Source organism: Skermanella pratensis, from assembly GCF_008843145.1.
GTDB lineage: Bacteria > Pseudomonadota > Alphaproteobacteria > Azospirillales > Azospirillaceae > Skermanella > Skermanella pratensis.
In genome coordinates this window covers 5,823,036-5,840,047 of record NZ_CP030265.1, presented here as the reverse complement: position 1 = coordinate 5,840,047, position 17,012 = coordinate 5,823,036, and the positions used below count along the sequence as shown (strand labels likewise).

Here is a 17,012-nt window from a genome sequence, read left to right as displayed (position 1 = left end):
CGCACCCGCATGGTCCATGCCGGAACCCTCCGGACCGGCTTCGACGAGACCTGCGAAGCGATCTTCATGACGTCGGGCTATGTGTACGGCTCGGCGGAGGAGGCGGAGGCCGCCTTCGCGACCGATGGACTGCGCTATGTCTATTCGCGATTCCGCAACCCGACCGTCGCGATGTTCGAGGACCGGCTGGCGGCGTACGAGGGGGCGGAGCGCTGTTTCGCCACCGGCAGCGGCATGGCGGCGGTGTTCGCCGCCCTGATGTGCCAGCTGAAGGCGGGCGACCGCATCGTGGCGCCGCGCGCGCTGTTCGGGTCCTGCCTGCACATCGTCAAGAACCTGGCGCCCCAGTACGGGATCGAGACGACGCTGGTGGACGGGACCAGGGCGGAGGAGTGGCGCGAGGCCCTGGGCCGCCCGGCCAACGTCGTGTTCCTGGAAACCCCGTCCAACCCGATGCTCGACATCGTGGACCTGGGGCTGGTCTGCGAACTGGCCCATGCGGCCGGCGCCCGCGTGGTGGTCGACAACGTGTTCGCGACCCCCGTTCTCCAGCGCCCGCTGGAGTTCGGCGCCGACATCGTGGTCTATTCCGCGACCAAGCATATCGACGGCCAGGGCCGCTGCCTGGGCGGCGCGATCCTGTGCGACAACAAGTTCGCCGAGGTTCTGGGACCGTTCCTGCGCCACACCGGCCCGGCGCTGAGCCCGTTCAACGCATGGTTGCTGCTGAAGGGCCTGGAGACCATGGACCTGCGGGTCGCCGCCCAGACCGACGCGGCCCGGCGGATCGCCGAGTTCCTGGAGGGGCACGGCAAGATCGCCAGGACGCTTTATCCCGGCCTGGAGAGCCACCCCCAATACGAGCTGGCCCAGCGCCAGATGGGCGGCGGCAGCACGCTGATCGCCTTCGACGTGGCCGGCGGCAAGGCCGAGGCGTTCAGGCTGATGAACGGCCTGCGGATCGTCAGGATCTCCAACAACCTGGGCGACAGCAAGAGCCTGATCACCCATCCCGCGACCAGCACCCACCAGAAGCTGACCGACGAGGACAAGGCGGCGGTCGGGATCAGCCCGGCGAGCATCCGCCTGTCGGTCGGGCTGGAGGACGCGGCCGACCTGATCGAGGACCTGGACCAGGCTCTCGCCCGGGCGTCATTTGCACTAATCTGAAGTGTGAAATTCGGGATTTCACACTTCAGCTTGCGCAGCTGGTGGCCTCCCTCTATATAGCCGGGCTTGTAGTTTCGGCTTTCGTCCAGGGAGTTCCCGTAATGTCGACTCTGTTGTCCAAGGCGCGCCGTCTCGCGGCCGCAGCCGCAGTTCTGATCGCCGGCGGCGTAACGGCGGCCCAGGCCGCCGACGTGCGCGTCGGGTTCATCCCCGTGGTCGGGTCCGGACAGCTGTTCGTCATCGACGGCGAGGGCTGGGCCAAGGACGCCGGGCTCACCCTCAAGCTCACCCAGTTCGAGTCAGGCCCGGCGATGATCAGCGCCCTGGCGTCGGGCACGCTCGACGCCTATTACGGCGGCATCGGCCCGATCATGGTGGCGAGCGCCCGCGGCATCGACGTGAAGGTCTACGCCTCCGCCGCGATCGAGGAGATGACGGTGGTCGGGCGCGCCGGCTTCGGCGCCCAGGCGAACGCGTCGACGGCGGCCGGCTTCAAGGAATTCGCCGAGCGGGAGGGCCGCCCGGTCCGCATCGCGACCCAGCCGCCCGGCTCCGTCCCCGACACCGTGCTGCGTTATTGGCTGCAGAACGTCGTGAAGGCCGACCCGGCGACCTACCAGATCACCGCCATGGGGATCGAGGCGACACAGCAGGCGCTGCTGGCCGGCGCCGTCGACGCCGCCACGATCCGCGAGCCGACCCTGACCGTGGTCCAGCAGCGCGATCCGAACACCAGGCTGCTGGCGCTGGGCGGCCAGATGCTGCCCAACCAGCCGGGTTCCGTGCTGGCGCTGACCGGCGCCTTCGTCAAGGCCAGCCCGGAGGCCGCCAAGTCGCTGGTGGCGCTGAACACCCGGGCCACGGCCCTGCTCAAGGAGGAGCCGAACCGGGCCGCCAAGCACCTGCAGAAGGGCCTGGGCAAGGGCATCACCGACCTGGGGACCTTCGAGAAGGCCGTGGTGTCGCCGGCCAGCAAGTTCGTGGCCGATCCCATGACCATCAGGGAAGCCACCGGGGTGATGCAGGATTTCCAGCTCCAACTGGGCGTGCTGGAGAAGGCCGCAGACCTGGACATGCTGTTCGACGACAGCTTCTATCGGGCCTCGGCGCGCTGAGCGCGCGCTTCCGTTCCGGCACCGTGACTTTCCGCTGATGCAACGATCCCTGCTCGCCTTCGCCGGGCTGGCTGCCTTCCTGCTCCTGTGGGAGGCGGTCCCGCGCCTTGGCCTGGTCTCGCCCCTGTTCCTGCCGCCGCCCACCAGCCTGCCGCAGGCTTTCCTGCGCGAGATCTCCGGCGGATACTGGCTGGACGCCGTCGTGGCGAGCCTTCGCCATTACCTGCTCGGACTGGCGCTGGGCACCGGGCTGGGCGTGGCGCTCGGCATCGCGACGGCGCTCTACGACAAGCTGGAGGCGGCGCTGTCCTGGGTGATCCGGCTGCTGCGGCCGGTTCCGGGGCTGGCCTGGGTCCCGTTCGCGATCGTCTGGTTCGGCATCAGCGAGGCGGCCGCGACCTTCATCATCATCATCGGCGTGTTCTGGATCAACTACTACGCCGCCTACGGCGCCGCCAAGGCGATCGACAAGGACCTGCTGGAGGTGGCCGACGCCTTCGGGCACCGCGGCACCTGGGCCAAGCTGGTCAAGATCGTGCTGCCCGGCTCGACCGCCGGCATCCTGTCCGGCGTGCGCACCGGGCTGGGACAGGCCTGGATGGCGGTGGTCGCCGCCGAGCTGTTCGGCGTGCCGGGCCTGGGCCAGCGCATGATCCAGGCGTCCAGCCTGCTGGCGACCGACGTGGTCGTCGTTTACATGATCACAATAGCGGCGCTGTACGGCCTGACCGACGCGCTGTTCGTCCAGATCAGGGACCGGTTGCTCATATGGCAGCGCTAGCCGAAAACGTCGTCGACATCCGGGACCTCGCCATCGCCTATGGCGCGGCCCCTCCGGTGCTGTCCGGCTTCACCGCCGCGCTGGAGCGCGGCTCCTTCACGGCGGTCGTCGGGCCGTCGGGCGTGGGCAAGTCGACCCTGCTGCGCGTGCTGGCCGGGCTGACGGCCCCGGCGGCCGGGACGGTGCGGATGCCGGTCAGGGCCGAGACGGGCCGTCGCCCGGTGGCCCTGGTCTTCCAGGAGGCCCGTCTGCTGCCCTGGCGGCGGGTGCTGGAGAACATCGCCTTCGGGCTGGAGGGCACCGGGCTGCCGAAGGCCGACCGGCTGGCCCGCGCCCGCGACACCTTGTCGCTGGTCGGCCTCGCCGACATGGCCGGGCGCTGGCCCCACCAGTTGTCCGGCGGCCAGCGCCAGCGGATCAACCTGGCCCGCGCCCTGTCGGTCCGGCCTGACCTGCTGCTGCTGGACGAGCCTTTCTCCGCCCTGGACGCGATCACCCGCCAGACCTTGCAGGACGAGCTTCTGCGGCTGTGGGGCGAGACCGGCACGACCATGCTGTTCGTGACCCACGATCTGGACGAAGCGGTCTATCTGGCCGACCGGGTCGTGCTGCTGGGCGGCAAGCCCGCCGGGATCGTCAGGGATTTTCCGGTGGACTTGGCCCGCCCGCGCGAGCGTGACACCGTCCACTTCGCCGACACGGTCCGGACGATCCGGGCGGCCCTGTCCTGGTCGGTCAGCGACGGCGCCGGCATCTGAGTTTTTTTGCACTGCAGCATTTTGGATGCGGAACGCCGCGGGTTGAGGTACGTTCTGCTGGGTAAGGCGCCGACGGTCCCGCCGCGCGCGTGCCCGTGTCCATAACGATGTGAAATCCATGATGATCGCTTCCCCGCAGGCTATCGCCGCTCACCGCCGCAATCTCGGCCGCCTCGTCGCAGCGGGGCAGGATCTCGCCCGCACCGCTGAAAAGACCCAGGAGATGGCGCTCGCCTCGGTGCAGACGATCGGCTATCGCACCGCGATGATGATGCAGGCGGTCGGCGACCCGGTGGCGATGACCAACCCGGAGTTCACCCTGATGGGCCAGGAGAAGGTCGAGGCCGCGATCCAGTCCCACCACGCGATGATGGACAGTTGCAGGGCGATGTTCGAGGGCTGGAGCGCGTGGGTCATGGGCCAGGCGGGCACGACCGCGAAGGCCATGACGGAACTGGCCACCTGCCGCACGCCCGCCGACGTCGTCCGCATCCAGCAGAATTTCGTCCAGTGCAGCTTCGTCAATGCCACCAACGCGGCGACCAAGCTGACCGAGGCCGTGATCCGCATGACCGACGCGGGCCTGGTGCCGATCCACAAGGTTGCCTACGCCAATGCGGAGCGGCTGGCCAAAGAGCACGCCTGACCGGCGCGCAGGGCGCCGCGCCGCTCGGCCTCATCACTCGGCAGCGGCGCCCGCGACGGCAGGTCCGCCCGGCGTTGCACCGGCCGGCGAACGGTGCGGCGGCACCCCCGCTCCCCGCCCCGACACGGCGCGGTCGACCCCGGCGGCCACCACGCGCCAGCAATGGTCGGCCAGCGCCTTCCGGCTGCCGAACGCCTCCACGTCGACCGGTTCGTGGAATTCCACCTGGACCGTCACGCGGCCCAGCTTGACCATCTGCCAGACATGGCCGGCCAGCTCCATGTCGCCGTACCAGGCGTAGAACGGCCGCAGCGCCCGCCCCAGGGGAATGCCGTCCAGCTTGACCGCGGTGACCGAGACGGGCTGGACCTTGATCGGACGTCCATCCACACGAAGCGCAGCGACGCTGAACAAAGCTGTTTTGAACGGCAGGGTCCGGTTGCCGTCGGAGGATGTGCCTTCGGGGAACAGGATCAGGATGTCGCCGTCCTCCAGCCGGCCGCGCATGTCGTCGCGGTGGGTCCCGGCGTTGCGCGCCTTGCGGTCCACGAAGACGGTCCGCTGGAGCTTGGCAAGCAGGCCGAAGAATGGCCATCCCCCCACCTCCGTCTTGGCGACGAAGGAGCCGGGGACCAGGGAACCCAGGACGATGATGTCCAGGTACGAGGAATGGTTGGAGACGACGAGCGTGGGACGGGCCAGGACCGGCCGGCCCGTCACGGCGACCTGAAGGCCCAGGATCCGCGTGCAGGCCGAGTGGTAGGCCCGGGGGAGCCTGTGCCGCAGGGGAGACCGCAGCCACACCAGCAGGGCCTGCACCGGCATCAGCAGGACCGTGAAGACGCCGTAGACGGCCAGCCGCGCGATGCCGAGCAGGGCCGACCCCATGCCATCGTCGGATCTGCCGTCGGATCTGCCGCCGGGTTTGCGCGCCGCCATCAGGATGCCGCCCTCATGTCAGCCTTCATGATGCCAGGGGGTCTCGCCGCCGTTCGTAATGCCTGGAATACTTGTCGGTGACCTGGTCCGTCTTGACCACGATGCAGACGTCGGTGGTGTTGAACTGCTCGTCGATCACCGCGCCGTCGCCGACGAAGCCGCCCAGGCGGAGATAGCCCTTGATCAGCGGCGGCAGCAGGTTGAGGGCCGCGCGCATGTCAATCTCGTGCTCCTCCATCAGGTTCATGCCGACGTAACGGTCCGGCAAGGCCACCGGCCGCAGGCCCGGCGGAGCCAGGTGGTTGTGGTGCAGGAAGGAGAGCGGCAGGGCCAGCTTCCGCGGATCGGTGCCCGGCAGGCTGGCGCAGCCGAACATCAGCGCGATGTCGTACTGGAAGACGTAGGCGGCGATGCCGCGCCACAGGAGCTGCATGGTCGGCCGGGAGCGGTAGGCGGCATCGACGCAGGACCGCCCCAGTTCCAGGACCTCCCCCGGATAGCCGGCGAGCAGCGAGATATCGTACTCGTCGCTCGAATAGAACCGGCCGGCCGAGCGGGCGGCGGGACGGCGGATCAGCCGGTAGGTTCCGACCACGCCGGAAGCACCGGAGCCCAGATTGTGGTCGATGACCAGGAGATGGTCGCAGACCCGGTCGAAACTGTCGAAATCCCGGCCCCGAGCCGCCATTTCCGCGGTCGGCCGGGCCGCCATCTCGGTGTAGAACACTCGGTATCGCAGCGCCTGGGCTGCATCAACCTCGGCCGAGGATTCGGCCAGTCGGACTTCCAGGTTGCCGGAGCGCAGATCGCTCTGGACAAGCTGATCGATCATGAGGTCGGCCATGCTCTCGCTTGCGGTGCTCGGGTTGCACAAGCATGGCCGGCCGCCGCTTGACCACGATACGGGCCATCCCGGACGGGAGGGCGATCCGCGGTGCGGCGCGCGCCATGCCGACGGAACGGGCAGTCGACTCGAAGGGGCTGCAACGTTCCATCGTCCGACACGCATACCACAAAGCGCCAGGCCAAGGTCAACTGAGTCATTTATTTGTAATCATCGGCAGCCAGACAAGTACTGGCGGTAGTAGCTGCGACGTGTCGTCGCCCCGCTTCCGCCGGCTGCCGGCATCCCGTGACAATCATTCCTGTCAAAACATCCAGGCCGAAACACCCGCCGAAATATCCGTCCGTCGGGCGATAGGAAAGTCGGGCGCGCCGCCCGGAGCCGGAACGCCCCGGGCACCTGGAGCATCCGATCGGAGACGGAGTGCCGAATCCCTCGCCGTCAGGCGGCGCCGCGCCGGGCGCGGGTGCCGAGACCGATCTGCTTGGCCAGCTTGCTCCGCTGCTTGGCGTAGTTCGGCGCCACCATGGGATAGTCGGGAGGCAGTTGCCAGCGGTCGCGGTATTCCTCCGGCGTCATGTCATAAGCGGTTTTCAGATGCCGCTTCAGCATTTTGAGCTTCTTGCCGTCCTCCAGACAGATTATATACTCCGGAGTAACCGACTTCTTGATCGGAACCGCTGGTTGCGGACGCTCCACGACCGGTACCGGCTCGACGCCAACATTGGCGAGGGTCCTGTAGACCTGCTCGATCAGTTGAGGCAGGTCTGTAACGGCCACTGTATTGTTGGAAACATGAGCAGCCACGATCTCTGTCGTCAGAGACAACAGCTCGTTGGATGGGGATCCGTTGTTCATCTATCTTTGCTCCAGGGGACCGACAAACTGTGATATAAGTCTTCTCCGCGAGCAACGCAATAACGATCTACTGCGAGTGAAGAGCACATTTTGAGCACAGCAATGTCAGCGGATTACTTCCTCGATATCACAGCGGACGTCTGTCCGTTAACCTTTGTTCGGACCAAGTTGCGGGTCGAACGCATGACCCCCGGGGAAACCCTGGAAGTCCGCTTGAATGCTGGAGAACCCTTGGAAAATGTGCCCAGATCGTTGATCGAGCTGGGCCACTCCGTACAGGGGCCGGAACCGGAAAACGCCAGTGCTTCGGAGGGGGTCCACCGGCTTTGGGTGACCAAGCGTTAACTATGGTTCGTATTAAGTTGGAATAGTTCCAACTTCATGACAATAGCCGCGACTGCTCCGTCTATTCGGCGATAATAGTTGGGTCTGCGACCAATTTCGAGGAATTTCCGTCGCCTATACAAGCGGAGGGCCGGGTTGTTGTCCTCGGCGACCTCCAGGAACAGGCTTTCGGCGCCGCAGTCCCGCGCCGCGCCCGCCGCCGCGTCGAGCAGCGCCCCGCCGGCACCGGCGCGTCGCGCCGCGGGCTCTATGCCGATGGTGATAATCTCCCCCTCCCCGGCCGCGACGCGGGCCAAAACGAAGCCGACCGGTCGCGGCTCCCCCGGCTCGCCGACGTCGGCGAGGAAGGAGAACATTCCGGGCGTCGCCAGCAGACGACCAATGGCCGCACCGCTCCAAGGATCCTCCGGAAAGCAGGCGGAATGAAGGCATCCGAGGACCTCGCAGTCCGCAAGGCCGGCGGGCTTGATCCTGACCGCGCCCGGGCTTGAACCGTCCGGGCTCATCGCGTCCGGGGCGGGGGCAGCGTGACGTCGGGCGGGCGTAGATAGAACGGCCGGGAGGGCCTTCCCGGGCGCCGGCGAGGCCGCGCAGGGCCACCAGCCGGGCCACGTGGGCGGCGTCGGGCAGTCCCGGACCTTCGGCGAAGCGGAGGTCGGCGGGCAGTCCGCCCTGCCGCGACGCGAGAGCCGAGGCCAGACGGGCGGACGCGTCGCCCGCCACCAGCAAGGGGCCGTCCGGAAGTGCCAGGTCCTCGGGCCTCACGGCGCGGGGAGCGCCGAGCGAATTCAGTTCGATATCGAACAGTTGGATGAAAATATCTTCTCGCCGCGACTCCAGGGCGATCAGCAGCGGACATCCCGGCCGTTCCGCCGCCGGAACGCCGTGGGCGACCGCCTCGAAGCTCGTGACGCCGACCAGCGGCAACCCGGAGGCCAGGGCGATCCCGCGCGCCGCGGCGAGCCCGATCCGCAGCCCGGTGAAGGCTCCGGGGCCGACGGTGACGCCGAGTCCGTCGAGCTGGCCGAACGTCATGCAGGATTCTTCCAGCACGGCCTGGACCATGGGGATCATGGCCTCGGACTGTCCGCGGTCCATCGCGGCGAAGCGCCGGGCGACCACGGCGCCGTCGCGCCAGAGCGCCGCCGAACAGGCGCCGGTGGCGCTGTCCATGCCGAGGATCTTCATGACCTATCTTTCACACGGGGCGTGCTAGACACGGATAAGGACCTTCTTCATTGCCGAGCATTCAGGAATTCAGATGACGTTGTTAGAGATTGCGTCGCCCGATGTCGATATCGACCTGATTTACGCGACCCCGGCCAACATCACCGGGCGGGCGATCTATCGCCGGGCGCTCTGCCTTCTGCATCCCGACGCCGCCGCGGCGCTCGGACGGGCGGCCCGCCTGGCCCTGGGCCAGGGATGCCGGCTCAGGATCTACGACGCGTTCCGCCCGGTCGAGGCGCAGTGGAGCCTGTGGCGGGCCTTCCCGGACCCGGAATTCATCGCCGACCCGCGGCAGGGCTCCACCCACGCGCGCGGCGTCGCGGTCGACCTGACGCTGGCCGGTGCCGACGGCACGCCGCTCGACATGGGGACGCCGTTCGACGACCTGACGCCCCTGTCGCACCACGGCACCACGGCGGTGCCGCCGGCCGCGCAGGCCAACCGCAGCAGGCTGCTGGGCATCATGGCGGCGGCGGGCTGGCAGCACTACGCGTCGGAATGGTGGCACTACCAACTCCCCGACACCGGACGCTATCCCCTGCTGTGGGACGGTGCCGCCGGCAGCCGGATGATGTGAGACCCCGATGCGGGCCGGGAGCGGCGATCTTGTTGCGGCACTCCATTTGTGTCACGGCTCCATTTGTGTCACAGAAGGAGGCCCTTCGGAGACGCATGGCCGTGAAGCCGTTCCACATGCCGACGCCGGTCCGCCGGTTCGCCGCCGCCCTCCTCTGCCTGACCCTGCTCGGCGGGGGCGGGGCCCGTGGCGACGTGCCGGTTTCCGTCCCGCCGGACCAGGGCGCCGGCGCCGTCGTGTTCACCTATGGCCGATTCGGCGAGGACCAGCACGGCTCGCTCAGCATCGGGCTGGACCAGTTCGACCAGCACCTGGAGGAACTGTCCGACGGCGCCTATACGGTGATGCCCCTGCCGGCGATCCTCGACAGGCTGCGGCGGGGAACCCCCCTGCCGGACCGCACGGTGGCGCTGACCATCGACGACGCGCACCGCTCCGTCTACCGCGAGGCCTTCCCGCGGCTGAAGCAGGCCGGCCTGCCCTTCACCCTGTTCGTGGCGCCGGACCCGATCGATGCCGGCGCCGAGACCCACATGACCTGGGCGCAGGTGCGGGAGGTCGCGAGGGCGGGCGCCGCCATCGGCGTGCTGCCCGCCGCGGGCCTGTCGATGCCCCAGCGCACGGTGCAGCAGAATGCCGCCGATCTGGCCAGGTCGGTGGAGCGGATCGAGGCGGAACTGGGCGTGCGGCCGACCCTGCTGGCCTACCCGTTCGGCAGCTACAGCCTCGCGGTGCGCGACCTGGCCCGGCGCCAGGGGTTCGACGCCGGGTTCAGCCAGTCCTCGGGCGTGGCGCACGGCCGTTCCGACGCGCTGGCGCTGCCCCGCTTCTTCATGAATGAGGCGTTCGGCGGGATCGACCGCTTCCGGCTGGCCGCCAATGCCCTGCCGCTCGCGGTGGCCGACGTGACGCCGGCCGACCCGATGCTGGGGTCCCCGCCGGCGCAGAACCCGCCCAGCGTCGGATTCACGGTCACCGGGGGGCTGCGGGACCTGGACAAGCTGGCCTGCTTCGTCTCGGGCCAGGGCCGGGCGGCGCTGGAGCGGCTCGACGACAACCGGATCGAACTGCGGATCGCGGAGGAGATGCCCCCCGGCCGGACCCGGCTGAACTGCACGCTGCCGGCGGCCGACGGCCGCTGGCGCTGGTTCGGCATGCAGTTCCTGGTGCCGGAGCCCTGACCGGCGCTATTGCCGTTCAGTAGGCTGCGTTCTGGCGGACTTCGACCACTTCGGGGATGTAGTGGCGCAGCATGTTCTCGATGCCGGCCTTCAGGGTCGCGGTCGAGCTGGGGCAGCCGGCGCACGAGCCCTTCATGTTGAGGTAGACGACGCCGTCCTCGAACCCCTGGAAGGTGATGTCGCCGCCGTCCTGGGCCACCGCGGGACGGACCCGGGTGTCGAGCAGCTCCTTGATCTGGGCGACGATCTCGTCGTCGTCCTCATGGGCCGCATTGTCGTCGGCGGCCGTCTCGATCAGGACGGGACGCCCGGCGGTGAAATGCTCCATGATCACGCCCAGGATGGACGGCTTCAGCAGGTACCAGTCGCGGTCGCCACCCTTGGTGATGGTGACGAAGTCGGCGCCCAGGAAGACGCCGGCCACCCCGTCGATCTCGAACAGCCGTTGCGCCAGCGGCGAGCGGGCAGCATCCTCGGGCGTCGGGAAGTCGGCCGTGCCCCGCCCCAGGACGTCGCGCCCGGGCAGGAATTTCAGGGTCGCGGGATTGGGGGTCTGTTCGGTCTGGATAAACATGTATCTCTCCTTCCCACCATCATCACTGGCGAGCTTCCCCGGAAATGGGCAGGATCGTACCGCAGATCAAGCATAACCAGCGCCGCCGAAAGGATACCGCGGGACCGACATGACCAGCCAGCCGACTCCCGACGCAAGTTTTGGCACCCCGGAGGCCGGCGCGACCTTCAGCCGGATGGAGCTGATCGACTGGCTGATGGAGGACGGAAGAAGGGCCGCCAGCATCGCGGCGCTGCTCGACGCCTTCTGCAAGCGGCTGATCGAGGGCGGCGTGCCGCTGTTCCGCGCGGCCTGGCAGGTCCGCATGCTCCATCCGCAGATCCGCGGCATCAGCTTCAACTGGCTGCGCGACCGCGACGGCGTGGAGGAGATCGAGCGCGAGCACGGCACCGAGCTTCGGCCCGAATACCTGAACAGCCCGATCGGCGCGATCATCGAGGGCGGGGCCGACGCCATGCGGTACCGGATCGAGCAGCTGGAGCCGCCCTACCCGTATTCGATCCTGGACGACCTGAAGGAACAGGGGGGCACCGACTACGTCGCCATGCCGATGCGGTTCTCGACCGGCCGGCTGAACGTCGCGACCTGGGCGTCCAACCGGCCCGGCGGCTTCACCTCGGACCAGCTCACGCTGATCTACGACGTGATGCCGGCGCTCTCCACCGTGCTGGAGACCATGGCGCTGCGCCGGCTGGCGGTCAACGTGCTGGACACCTATGTCGGGCGCGAGGCCGGCACCCGCATCCTGTCCGGCGACATCCGGCGCGGCACGGGGGAGACCCTGCGCGCGGTGCTTTGGTACTGCGACCTGCGGGGCTTCACCAGCCTGGCCGACCGGCTGCCGCTGGCCGACCTGATCGGCCTGCTGAACGGCTATTTCGAGATCATGGGCGGAGTCGTGCAGGCGCGCGGCGGCGAGATCCTGAAGTTCATCGGCGACGCCATGCTGGCGATCTTCCCGCTGCCGGAGGGGACCGCGCCGGACGGCAAGGTCCACGACGCGCTGGACGCGGCGCTGGAGGCGGTCGGCCAGATGGAGGCGCGCAACCGCGAACTCCAGGCCTGGGGGCTGCCGACCCTGAAGGCCGGCATCGCCATGCATGTCGGCGACGTCATGTACGGCAATATCGGAGCGCCCGACCGGCTGGACTTCACCGTGATCGGGCCGGCGGTCAACCTGGTCAGCCGGATCGAGGGGCTGTGCGCCGAGATGAACCGGGCGATCCTGACCTCGGAGGCTTTCGCCTCGGTCTGCCCGCCGCGCCTGACCTCGCTGGGCTACCAGCCGGTCAAGGGCCTGAGGGAGCCGATCCAGGTGTTCGGCCCGGCGATGTGACACCCGTTATCGATCGCCGGGCCTGAATGCCGGTCCCGGAGACGGCTCAGGTGATCAGGTCGAGCTGTTCGCGCCTCAGGCTGCCCGGCACCAGGGTCAGCGGGATGCGCAGCTTGCCCACGCCCTTGCCGGCCAGATGGGTGACCAGCGGGCCCGGGCCTTCCGGGCCGGTCCCGGCGGCCAGCACCAGGATCGAGATCGACGGCTCCTCGTTGATCAGGCCCAGCAGCTCGTCGCGCCGCTCGCCCTCGCGCAAATAGAGGATCGGCAGGGTGCCGGTGATCTCGTTGACCTGCTTGGCGTGGCGCTGGAGCACCTGCTCGGCCTCGGTCCGGCGCTCCTCCCGCATGATGTCCTCGACCGCGATCCAGTGCTGGAAATCGCTGGGCTCGATGACGAAGAGCAGCGCCACCCGGCCGCCGGTGTTGCGCGCCCGCAGGCAGGCATAGGTCAGCGCGATGTTCAGTTCTTCGCTGTCGTCGACCACCACCAGGAAGATGCGCTGGTGAGTTGCCGAAGCCGTGGTCCCGGAATCGCTCATGTCACACCTTTCGGAAGATCGCGCCGGCCAGCCAACCGGCCGCCACCGCGAAGATTATGGCCGAAATTCCGTACAAAGTGGACTGCCTCACCGCGAACTCGAAGATTTCGGCGCTGAAGCCCACCTTGCTGACCGCGAGCGGCGTGGTCTGGGCGCTGACCACGTCGCCATCGCGGATCAGGAAGACGCTGACCGTATAGGCCCCGGTCGGCACGTTGGCCGGGAAATAGACGTTGGTGCGGAACAGCCGCTCTCCCAGGAACGCGACCTGCCCGTGGGCGGTGCCGTACAGGCCCAGCTCCTGCTTGTTGCGGATCAGCGCCTCGCGGAACTCGCGCACCCGTTCGGGTGCCGCGCGGCTGGACTGGGCGGCAATCAGACGCAGGTGCGACAGGCCGATCTCGTGCCGGGCCAGCACGGCGTCGCCGACGATCTGGTCGAGCGGACGGTTGGTCGCGACGCTGTAGAAGCTGGGCGCCTGCTGGAACTCCATGCTGGCGGCATTGATCCAGATGCCGGCGATCCGCGACTTGCGCCGGACCATTACCTCGCTCGGCGGACCCTGGACCACCACCGCCACGTCGCCCGGGCCGTCGATGGCGCCGAACAGGACGACCTCGGTCCCGACGAAGCCGGTGTTGATCGCGATCAGGTGGTTCGACAGGTCGGCCACCAGGGATTGCGCCCAGGCGCTGCGCGGCAGCTGGCCTCCCGCCGTCAGCAGGAGGACGAGCAGAATTGCCGCGGCGATCCCGGTCGGAACGGATGGACGCTTCACCGTCTTGGCCTCACCGGTCCACCGGGACCGTGATGGAGTAGAGATTGGGCGGCGGCACGACGAGGTCGAAGGCGAGCCGCAGGGCCACGGCGACGACCAGCAGCGCCAGCAGCGCCCGCGCCTGCTCGCCGCGGAGATAGCCGCTCGCCTTGGTGCCGAACTGCGCGCCGATCACGCCGCCGACCAGCAGCAGCAGCGCCAGCATCACGTCCACCGTGTTGTTGGCCACCGCCTGGAGGAAGGTGGCGATGGCGGTGGTGAAGATGATCTGGAACAGCGAGGTGCCGGCGACCATGGCGGTCGGCATGCCGAGCAGGTAGATCATGGCGGGCACCAGCAGGAAGCCGCCGCCGATGCCCATGATCGCCACCAGCAGCCCGCCGACGAAGCCGATGCCGCCGGGCAGCAGCGCGCTGATGAACAGCCGCGAGCGGTGGAAGCGCATCTTGAACGGCAGCCCGTGCAGCCAGGTATGCTTGTGCAGCTTGCGCCGGACGGCGGCCTTGCGGCCGCGCAGCAGCGCGCCCACGCTCTCGATCAGCATCAGCCCGCCGATCACCCCCAGGAACAGCACGTAGGAGAGCGCTATCACCAGGTCGATCTGACCCAGTTCCTGGAGGATGCCGAAGATCCAGACGCCCAGCGCGGTGCCGCAGGCCCCGCCGACCAGCATGACCAGCCCCAACTTGACGTCGACGTTCTTGCGACGCCAGTGGGCGAGCACGCCGGAGACGCTGGCCGCGACCAGCTGGTTGGCCTGGGTCCCGACCGCGATCGCCGGCGGCACCCCGATGAAGATCAGCAGCGGGGTCATCAGGAACCCGCCGCCGACCCCGAACATGCCGGACAGGAAACCGACGACTCCCCCATGATCAGGACGAGCAGCCCGTTGACGGACATTTCTGCAATGGGAAGATAGACTTGCATGGTCGGCGGGGGTACTGGAGGACGGGCCGGTACCTTAACCTTACGCACGGGGCCGGCAAAGAGCTTTCGGGTCCCGGGAGGACGCCGCATGATGGAACGACGCGCCGCGATCGCCGCCGCCATGGCCTGCCTGCTGGGCGGCACCGACGGGTTCGCCGCGGAATGGCCGCCGGCGGTGCCGGCCGGGCTCGACGCCTACGCGCAGTGGGACCGGTGGCCCTATCAGCGGATCGGCGTCCGGGCCTACATGAATTCCACCTTCGACCGCGAGGGCGGCAACCGCACCGCCGACGCCTCCCATTTCCTGTATGGGGAGAGGCCGGACTTCAACGTGACGCTCGACGTGCTGGGCCGCGGCGTCCTTTACTTCGTGCGGACGAACCACTGGCACGGCAGCCCGTGGCACTACGAGGTGGACGGCACGGACCATGTGGTGAGGGAGACCACCACCGCCGGGCCGGAAACCCCGACGCCAGGCTCCACCTTCCAGCCGGTCGAGGCCCTGCCCCCGCCCTTGGCCTGGTCCTGGTCGACCACCCGGGGGGCCGACCTCAACTGGGTCCCGGTCCCGTTCGAACGGTCGCTGCGCCTGGCCTATGGCCGGACTTTCTACGGCACGGGCTATTTCATCCATCACCGCTTCGCCGAGGGGATAGGGCTGAGCTCCAGGCCCCTGCCGTTCGACCTGAAGACTCCGCCCGACCCGGCGGTGCTCGACCTGATCGGTCGATCGGGCACCGATATCGCGCCGGTGGGGATAGCGGCGGAGTCCGGGCGGGCGGTGCTCGAACCCGGCAGGCCGCTGACCCTGTTCCGGCTGGACGGACCGGCCATGGTCCGCGCGCTCAAGCTGACCGTGCCGCGCGACCGGGCCCTGGAGCTGTCCGACGCCCGGCTGAGGGTGACCTGGGACGGCAGGGCGGAGCCGTCGATCGATGCGCCCCTGGCGCTGTTCTTCGGGGCCGGGCTGCTCTACAACCGCGACGACGCGGAATACCTGGTCAAGGCGTTCCCCGCCGGCATCCGCTACGACGGCGACCGGGTTCACCTGGACTGCTATTTCCCGATGCCGTTCTTCCGCGGGGCGGTGGTGGAGCTGGTGCCGCCCGGCGGCCTGGCGGCGCCGGTGGAGCTGACGGCGGAACTGCGCCACGAGCCGTTCCGCGACCGCCCGTCCGCGGTGGGGTATTTCCACGCCACGTACCGGGACCATGGCGGCGGCGAGCCGGGCCGCGACCATGTGCTGCTGGACACCCGCGGGATCGAGGGCAGCCGGGACTGGTCGGGCTCCTTCGTCGGCACCTCGTTCACCTTCACCGACCGGGCCGAGCTTCGGACGCTGGAGGGCGACCCGCGCTTCTTCTTCGACGACGCGAAGTCGCCCCAGGCCCATGGGACCGGCACGGAGGAGTGGGGCGGCGGCGGCGATTACTGGGGCGGGCGGACCATGACGCTGCCCTTCGCCGGCCACCCGATCGGCGCCCCCACCCCCGCCGAGGCGAAGGAACCCGCCGACCTGGTCCACTCCGCCTACCGGTTCCTGCTGGCCGACCTGTTCCCGTTCGGCCGCAACGCCCGCATCCAGCTGGAGCATGGCGGGACCAACGACATGGCCGAGCATTACCGGACCGTGACCTACTGGTACGGGCTGCCCGCCGCCTCGCTGGCCAGGACCGACGCCCTGGAGATCGGCGACGCGGCGTCCGAGCGGGCGCACGGCTACCGTTCGCCCGAGGCCACCGCTCCCCGCGCGCTGACCACGCGCCGCATGGGGGTTCCCGATCCCGGGCAGGAGACCCGGACGGTCCGATACACCAAGGGAACGTCGGAGTTCACGCTGGGCATCCGGCCGGACAACCGGGGGGTGATGCTCCGCCGCACGCTGGATTACGGCATGCCCGACCAGCGCGCCGCGGTCTTCGTGGCCGACGGCGCCGCCGCCGAGCCGGTCTGGGAGCCGGCCGGCACCTGGTATCTCGCCGGGTCGGACACGGTCTACCACAGCTTCCCGCCGGGCGAGCTGGACCCGCCCGCCCCGACCATCGTGACCGCCGGCCGCCGGCTGGCCGAGGACGAGTTCCTGCTGCCGCTGCGGCTGACGCGGGACCGTTCCTCGATCCGGGTCCGGGTCGCCTACGAGCCGGTCGGCCGGCCGCTGCTGCCGGGCATGCCGGTTCCGGAGTCGGCCTGGTCGGAGATCGGATACGAGGCCTGGTGCTGGGTGGAGCCGGAGTTCGATCCGGGGCGATGACGGCGCCCTTCCCAGCGGGAGCCTTCTCGGCTAGTGTCCCGGCACCGTTGTTTTGGGTGGTTGCCGTAGGTCGGCCTTCGCCGAAGGCGAACGCCGACATCACGCACCGACGCCTCCGCCGCGGTGTCGGCGTTCGCCTTCGGCGAAGGCCGACCTACGGC

General features: G+C 69.0%; 17 protein-coding genes and 2 pseudogenes. 10 read left to right on the top strand and 9 right to left on the bottom strand.

The genetic code is table 11. The features are described from left to right. Positions 1–9 precede the first annotated feature (9 nt). The 5 genes from metZ (at position 10) to DPR14_RS26875 (ending at position 4,470) form a co-directional block, all read left to right on the top strand. Positions 10–1,170 (top strand): O-succinylhomoserine sulfhydrylase, encoded by a 1,161-nt coding sequence (metZ, locus tag DPR14_RS26895; protein WP_158047887.1) that lies wholly within the window; start codon positions 10–12, stop codon positions 1,168–1,170. 101 nt (positions 1,171–1,271) lie between these two features. Beyond that, entirely contained in the window at positions 1,272–2,285 is a 1,014-nt protein-coding gene (locus DPR14_RS26890; RefSeq protein ID WP_158047886.1) for an ABC transporter substrate-binding protein, read from the top strand. Between the two features lie 37 nt (positions 2,286–2,322). Beyond that, entirely contained in the window at positions 2,323–3,066 is a 744-nt protein-coding gene (locus DPR14_RS26885) for an ABC transporter permease (RefSeq protein WP_158047885.1), read from the top strand. Next, positions 3,054–3,824: an ABC transporter ATP-binding protein gene (locus tag DPR14_RS26880; protein WP_158047884.1), complete on the top strand. Its 771-nt coding sequence runs from the start codon at positions 3,054–3,056 to the stop codon at positions 3,822–3,824. The genes DPR14_RS26885 and DPR14_RS26880 overlap by 13 nt, the downstream gene beginning before the upstream one ends. Before the next feature lie 118 nt (positions 3,825–3,942). Then, complete coding sequence (locus DPR14_RS26875) at positions 3,943–4,470, top strand: phasin family protein (protein WP_158047883.1); 528 nt, start codon at positions 3,943–3,945, stop codon at positions 4,468–4,470. A 33-nt stretch (positions 4,471–4,503) separates the two neighbouring features. Here the strand turns inward: DPR14_RS26875 and DPR14_RS26870 are convergent, their stop codons facing one another. The 3 genes from DPR14_RS26870 to DPR14_RS26860 all read right to left on the bottom strand — a co-directional run bounded on the left by DPR14_RS26870 (position 4,504) and on the right by DPR14_RS26860 (position 7,111). Continuing rightward, on the bottom strand, positions 4,504–5,409 hold the full coding sequence (locus tag DPR14_RS26870) for a lysophospholipid acyltransferase family protein (protein WP_246148644.1): 906 nt from the start codon (positions 5,407–5,409) through the stop codon (positions 4,504–4,506). Positions 5,410–5,434: 25 nt separating this feature from the next. After that, positions 5,435–6,253 (bottom strand): GNAT family N-acetyltransferase, encoded by an 819-nt coding sequence (locus DPR14_RS26865; RefSeq protein ID WP_158047882.1) that lies wholly within the window; start codon positions 6,251–6,253, stop codon positions 5,435–5,437. Positions 6,254–6,694: 441 nt separating this feature from the next. After that, on the bottom strand, positions 6,695–7,111 hold the full coding sequence (locus DPR14_RS26860; protein ID WP_158047881.1) for a Ros/MucR family transcriptional regulator: 417 nt from the start codon (positions 7,109–7,111) through the stop codon (positions 6,695–6,697). A gap of 102 nt (positions 7,112–7,213) precedes the next feature. Here DPR14_RS26860 and DPR14_RS26855 point away from each other — a divergent pair, with 102 nt between their 5' ends. Beyond that, positions 7,214–7,456: a sulfurtransferase TusA family protein gene (locus DPR14_RS26855; RefSeq protein WP_158047880.1), complete on the top strand. Its 243-nt coding sequence runs from the start codon at positions 7,214–7,216 to the stop codon at positions 7,454–7,456. Here the strand turns inward: DPR14_RS26855 and DPR14_RS27650 are convergent. Then, positions 7,453–7,962 (bottom strand): GNAT family N-acetyltransferase, encoded by a 510-nt coding sequence (locus DPR14_RS27650; protein ID WP_192499184.1) that lies wholly within the window; start codon positions 7,960–7,962, stop codon positions 7,453–7,455. The two genes, DPR14_RS26855 and DPR14_RS27650, sit on opposite strands and share 4 nt — an antisense overlap. A gap of 130 nt (positions 7,963–8,092) precedes the next feature. Next, a pseudogene (gene tsaB / locus DPR14_RS27645) lies at positions 8,093–8,629 on the bottom strand (tRNA (adenosine(37)-N6)-threonylcarbamoyltransferase complex dimerization subunit type 1 TsaB); the annotation flags it as partial. Positions 8,630–8,717: 88 nt separating this feature from the next. On the opposite strand from tsaB, the gene ddpX reads away from it, so the two are divergent. Continuing rightward, complete coding sequence (gene ddpX / locus DPR14_RS26845; protein WP_158047879.1) at positions 8,718–9,263, top strand: D-alanyl-D-alanine dipeptidase; 546 nt, start codon at positions 8,718–8,720, stop codon at positions 9,261–9,263. Positions 9,264–9,358: 95 nt separating this feature from the next. Continuing rightward, positions 9,359–10,444, top strand: a complete 1,086-nt coding sequence (locus DPR14_RS26840; RefSeq protein WP_246148642.1) for a polysaccharide deacetylase family protein — start codon at positions 9,359–9,361, stop codon at positions 10,442–10,444. Between the two features lie 16 nt (positions 10,445–10,460). On the opposite strand, the gene DPR14_RS26835 is transcribed toward DPR14_RS26840, so the two are convergent. Next, positions 10,461–11,018 (bottom strand): NifU family protein, encoded by a 558-nt coding sequence (locus tag DPR14_RS26835; protein ID WP_158047878.1) that lies wholly within the window; start codon positions 11,016–11,018, stop codon positions 10,461–10,463. A gap of 109 nt (positions 11,019–11,127) precedes the next feature. On the opposite strand from DPR14_RS26835, the gene DPR14_RS26830 reads away from it, so the two are divergent. Further along, positions 11,128–12,354 (top strand): adenylate/guanylate cyclase domain-containing protein, encoded by a 1,227-nt coding sequence (locus tag DPR14_RS26830; protein ID WP_246148639.1) that lies wholly within the window; start codon positions 11,128–11,130, stop codon positions 12,352–12,354. Between the two features lie 46 nt (positions 12,355–12,400). Here the strand turns inward: DPR14_RS26830 and DPR14_RS26825 are convergent, their stop codons facing one another. The 3 genes and pseudogenes from DPR14_RS26825 to DPR14_RS26815 form a co-directional block, all read right to left on the bottom strand. Next, positions 12,401–12,895: a universal stress protein gene (locus DPR14_RS26825; RefSeq protein ID WP_158047877.1), complete on the bottom strand. Its 495-nt coding sequence runs from the start codon at positions 12,893–12,895 to the stop codon at positions 12,401–12,403. Between the two features lies 1 nt (position 12,896). Further along, positions 12,897–13,673, bottom strand: coding sequence for a TIGR02186 family protein (locus DPR14_RS26820; protein WP_158047876.1), 777 nt, complete (start codon positions 13,671–13,673; stop codon positions 12,897–12,899). A gap of 10 nt (positions 13,674–13,683) precedes the next feature. Then, a pseudogene (locus DPR14_RS26815) lies at positions 13,684–14,600 on the bottom strand (sulfite exporter TauE/SafE family protein). Between the two features lie 88 nt (positions 14,601–14,688). Between DPR14_RS26815 and DPR14_RS26810 the strand changes: the two are divergent. Next, positions 14,689–16,851, top strand: a complete 2,163-nt coding sequence (locus tag DPR14_RS26810; protein ID WP_158047875.1) for a DUF2961 domain-containing protein — start codon at positions 14,689–14,691, stop codon at positions 16,849–16,851. Positions 16,852–17,012: the final 161 nt, after the last annotated feature.

Bases quoted from the DNA above. Each gene is read 5' to 3' on its own strand.
- DPR14_RS26810 (WP_158047875.1), top strand. From the start codon at position 14,689: ATGATGGAACGACGCGCCGCGATCGCCGCCGCCATGGCCTGCCTGCTG.
- DPR14_RS26835 (WP_158047878.1), bottom strand. From the start codon at position 11,018: ATGTTTATCCAGACCGAACAGACCCCCAATCCCGCGACCCTGAAATTC.
- DPR14_RS26840 (WP_246148642.1), top strand. From the start codon at position 9,359: ATGGCCGTGAAGCCGTTCCACATGCCGACGCCGGTCCGCCGGTTCGCC.
- DPR14_RS26870 (WP_246148644.1), bottom strand. From the start codon at position 5,409: ATGGCGGCGCGCAAACCCGGCGGCAGATCCGACGGCAGATCCGACGAT.
- DPR14_RS26855 (WP_158047880.1), top strand. From the start codon at position 7,214: ATGTCAGCGGATTACTTCCTCGATATCACAGCGGACGTCTGTCCGTTA.
- DPR14_RS26865 (WP_158047882.1), bottom strand. From the start codon at position 6,253: ATGGCCGACCTCATGATCGATCAGCTTGTCCAGAGCGATCTGCGCTCC.
- DPR14_RS26825 (WP_158047877.1), bottom strand. From the start codon at position 12,895: ATGAGCGATTCCGGGACCACGGCTTCGGCAACTCACCAGCGCATCTTC.
- DPR14_RS27650 (WP_192499184.1), bottom strand. From the start codon at position 7,962: ATGAGCCCGGACGGTTCAAGCCCGGGCGCGGTCAGGATCAAGCCCGCC.
- DPR14_RS26885 (WP_158047885.1), top strand. From the start codon at position 2,323: ATGCAACGATCCCTGCTCGCCTTCGCCGGGCTGGCTGCCTTCCTGCTC.
- DPR14_RS26830 (WP_246148639.1), top strand. From the start codon at position 11,128: ATGACCAGCCAGCCGACTCCCGACGCAAGTTTTGGCACCCCGGAGGCC.
- DPR14_RS26880 (WP_158047884.1), top strand. From the start codon at position 3,054: ATGGCAGCGCTAGCCGAAAACGTCGTCGACATCCGGGACCTCGCCATC.
- metZ (WP_158047887.1), top strand. From the start codon at position 10: ATGGTCCATGCCGGAACCCTCCGGACCGGCTTCGACGAGACCTGCGAA.
- DPR14_RS26860 (WP_158047881.1), bottom strand. From the start codon at position 7,111: ATGAACAACGGATCCCCATCCAACGAGCTGTTGTCTCTGACGACAGAG.
- DPR14_RS26890 (WP_158047886.1), top strand. From the start codon at position 1,272: ATGTCGACTCTGTTGTCCAAGGCGCGCCGTCTCGCGGCCGCAGCCGCA.
- ddpX (WP_158047879.1), top strand. From the start codon at position 8,718: ATGACGTTGTTAGAGATTGCGTCGCCCGATGTCGATATCGACCTGATT.
- DPR14_RS26875 (WP_158047883.1), top strand. From the start codon at position 3,943: ATGATGATCGCTTCCCCGCAGGCTATCGCCGCTCACCGCCGCAATCTC.